General features: G+C 57.3%; 4 protein-coding genes. 3 read left to right on the plus strand and 1 reads right to left on the minus strand.

The window, feature by feature from the left end:
• The 3 genes from NKH95_RS33205 to NKH95_RS33215 form a co-directional block, all read left to right on the plus strand.
• Positions 1 to 374: TOBE domain-containing protein (locus tag NKH95_RS33205; protein WP_352894581.1), on the plus strand; the 374-nt coding region annotated here is incomplete at its 5' end.
• Positions 375 to 1,397: 1,023 nt separating this feature from the next.
• On the plus strand, positions 1,398 to 1,889 hold the full coding sequence (locus tag NKH95_RS33210; protein ID WP_352894583.1) for a UPF0262 family protein: 492 nt from the start codon (positions 1,398 to 1,400) through the stop codon (positions 1,887 to 1,889).
• A 364-nt stretch (positions 1,890 to 2,253) separates the two neighbouring features.
• A complete protein-coding gene (locus tag NKH95_RS33215; RefSeq protein WP_352894584.1) occupies positions 2,254 to 2,718 on the plus strand; it encodes an Lrp/AsnC family transcriptional regulator in 465 nt (154 codons plus the stop codon).
• Between the two features lie 316 nt (positions 2,719 to 3,034).
• Here the strand turns inward: NKH95_RS33215 and NKH95_RS33220 are convergent.
• On the minus strand, positions 3,035 to 3,574 hold a 540-nt coding region (locus tag NKH95_RS33220), incomplete at its 5' end, for an IS4 family transposase (RefSeq protein WP_352894587.1).

Genomic DNA, 3,574 nt, shown 5'->3' on the forward strand with positions numbered 1-3,574 from the left:
CCAATTGGTTCCAAGGGCAGCGACGCGGCCAACCGCACAACGGCGTCATCACCTATGTCACCAATGGTGAACTAGAGATTCGCACGAGATCGCAGCTCGACCCGCAAGGCAGTGCCGATCTGTGCGTAAGACCGGAAAACATCGAACTCGTTGACGTCGCTGCAGGCGGCGCGGTTGATGATCTCGCACACAATGTCTTGCCAGGCGTGGTGCTCGACGTAGCTCCTCTCGGTGCCGATGTGCATGTGGTCGTCGAACTGCGTGACAAAAGCCGGGTGCTGGTGATCCGCAAGAACACCGCAAAGGGTTCGGGATTTGTGACCGGGCAACCTGTAGGCGCCCGCTTCTCAGCATCGGATGTGCTGATCTTCTAGAAACACGGTGAGCATAGAAATTCGGAAGGAACACAGAGTTCGACTAATACATTGACGCCCTGCTCAGGAGGACGGCAGCGCCGGCAAAGCCGCCCGCTCGATCTCGTGAACGGCTCGCGGCAGCTTTTGTCTACCATATCCTTTTGATCACGTAGAGGGTTTCATTGCCACCAAAAACACCGCCGTTTTTTGTGCGCAAGTACCAGAATAACGCTGATCGCTTGCATTGATCCGGATCGTTTCGCGTAAATCGTCCATCTACGATGCTACATCCACGAAAGGGACACTGAGGGCTAGATCCAGATGTACGGGTTAATCATGAATTGGGTAAAATGGGCAAGAGGAGCCTCGTGACTATGAGAGCCACCCTAGTAACGCTCTCCACCAGCTTTGGACGGATTGCAAAGCATCAATCGACCAGATTGTCCAACGGCATGACCTGTGGGCGAGCCATTACAGCTGACATGCCCTTCATCCTGCGCACGGACCGGCTGGGAGGATGCGAAGAGTTGGTCGGCCGGTGGGAAGAAGCTCGGCATGTTGGCGAGCAATTTGCACATGTGGTCGCCTGCGAGACCACAGACGTCGACGACGCGGGCCAGAGTGCGAAAGCGACGTTCCTCTCGTGGCGACACCTCCTTACTGTTCACGGTCGCGCGATGTTGCGGAACTGGTCTACAGCCATGCGTGCATGTGCGGCGAGCATCGCTGGGCTCTGGCCAATAGGCGTCGGCACCGTAGACGTGGCGGAGAAGACACGCCCGGCCGGCGTTCGCGAGCCCTCTGTTCTTGAGACCGGCATCGTCGCTGACTTGTCGACTGTCAAACGCTGGAAGGCGAACGTCGCTTGCGATCTTGTATTCCATAAGAGGGCAAGCGACTTGACGTACGATCGGCGCTTCGGGTGCTGCATCTTCAGCACGTTGCTGCTCCACTCGGCCCGCCGCGGCGCAAAGAAGGGCTTCGCTAAGCTTCGATTGACGGCCGCGTGGGCGTTACGGGCATGTGAGGGAGGGTAGCGTCATGGGCGCCGGCGAGTTCCGCCTCTGTGATATATTGCTGGACACCGGTTTCGCCGGTAGCGACGCGCGCATTAGGCATGAACACGCAATTGCGATTTTCGGTCTCGTAGAAAGCAACACATTCGCCCCTATTGGACACAGCGGCGGCCCATACCGCCTAACCATTGCACGGTCTGGCGCCGGTGTTGCTCTGCTCACCACCACCGACGAAGGCGTGGACGTCACAAGCCACTATTTGGCTCTTGCTGCGCTCCGACGCGTGATCAAGGACTATTCCCGAATTTGCGAAGGCTACTTCGGTGCCATCGCTTGGCCAGGTCCGGAGAGGCTCGAGGCCATCGAGATGAGTCGGCGATCGATCCACGATACCGCCGCCGCACTGCTTCGTGAGCAACTCTCATCGACTGTGATTGTCGACAAGGACACCGCGAGGCGCCTCTTTACGCTGATCTATGCCCTTCTTGCGCAGAAGAGTGCTCTCGCATGGTGTTGAGGAGAAATAGGGATGGGACGATGGGACCGAAGCACTTAACTAAGGGACCGGCCGGTCGCGCCAAAAGATCTCATCTTTTCATCCCGGTCGCTGGGATCGAGTCCGTCGCTTAAGGGTCTCTAACACCTCCGCCGTCTCGAAGGGGTTGGTGTCCAGCATCATCCTATATCGACGCTTAGGGGAATTGTTGCGCTTGGGGCGAGCGTGGCGCCGGCAGGGTTTTCGCAGGCGGAATTGAAATAATGCGCGCTTCACGGAGAAATTCGCTTACAATTTCTGCTTTCATTTTCGCTGAAATCAGGCTAATAAATTGCCACGACTGCAGGTTTCCTGCGCTAGGTTGAAGTTTTCGCAGAGATCGTCAATGGAATTGGATCGAATCGATCGGAAGATTCTCATCGCCGTGCAACGCAACAATCGCCTAACGACCGACGAATTGGGGGAACTTGCTGGACTGTCGGCTACCGCTTGTCAGCGGCGGTTGAAGCGGCTTCGCGATGAGGGCGTTATTGAAGCTGATGTTGCAATAGTTTCGCCTGGGGCCGTTGGTCGACCCATGCTCATGCTAGTGTCCATTAGTTTGGAGCGTGACCGGTCAGATATCATTGATCGATTCAAGCAAGCGATTCGGCGGACGCCTGAAATCATGAGTGCATATTATGTGACAGGGGAAGCCGATTTCGTTCTCATAATCTCCGTGCGTGACATGGTGGAGTATGAGGCATTTACCCGTCGGTTCTTTTATGAAAATCCTGACATTAAGGGCTTCAGCACAATGGTCGTAATGGATCGGACCAAGGTATCGTTAGCTATACCAATCGAGGAATAGGAAAAGGGACGCCGACGACGATTTCCGCATCTAACGGTCGTGCTCCCAATTGTGGATGAGGCCCTCAAGCCTCTGGTTTCCGCTGCCCAACGGAGCCCACGTTGGCGTTACTCTGTTGCGCAAATCCGTTTTTGGGGAGCTGGCTCGGCGGAGCCGAACCGTCGATAGCAAATGACCTCCACTCCATCCTGGCTTCCGCCCGGGCGTTCTGCGGGATTGACCCCCCATATCGGCGTGCAACTCGCAATAAAGCGTCATCTGCGCGCTCTAGGTTGGCGGGTGTTGAGTATCCCCACGGTGACGCCTTCACCGGCTTTCAATTACCCACATCGTTTAATCCAATGGCGATGCCGAAGCTGATGTCGTGCAGGCGAGTTATGCCACGCCAGATGACCATGTTGCCTGGAGGCGGATCATGCTTGCGGGCGAGATAGCCACCGAGCATGGCGATTTGCAGGAGGTAAGCGGCGAGCGTAGGCCGATGGAGACGCGGTCGCGTTCGGGACTCGTCGATCCGGTCGAGCGCAGTGATCTCAGCGAAGGTGAGAACGCTGTCGGGCGCGGCGTCTGGCTTGGCGCGCGCCCGCATAGTGACGAAGAATATGCGCCAGCTGACCACTGCGATGAGGGCGAGGAACTTCGCCAGCCTCTCGGCGGTCTCTAGTCTCGCCTCTTCGGCACGGCATCCGGACTTCATGACCTTGTGGAACACCTCCGCCTTCCAGCGCAGGGCGTACCAGCCGAGCTTCTCGACCGCCGCGGAGAGATCGGCGACCGGCAAGTTGGTCACCAGCTTCCAGTCGATCGGATCGCGTCCGGGCGGCGGATCCTCTTCGAGAGCGTGGATGTATGTCAG

The sequence above is a fragment of the Mesorhizobium sp. M0848 genome (assembly GCF_040319805.1).
Lineage (GTDB): Bacteria > Pseudomonadota > Alphaproteobacteria > Rhizobiales > Rhizobiaceae > Mesorhizobium.

What these genes read in the sequence shown, in the direction of transcription:
- NKH95_RS33215 (WP_352894584.1), top strand. Translation starts at nt 2,254, where the DNA reads ATGGAATTGGATCGAATCGATCGGAAGATTCTCATCGCCGTGCAACGC.
- NKH95_RS33210 (WP_352894583.1), top strand. Translation starts at nt 1,398, where the DNA reads ATGGGCGCCGGCGAGTTCCGCCTCTGTGATATATTGCTGGACACCGGT.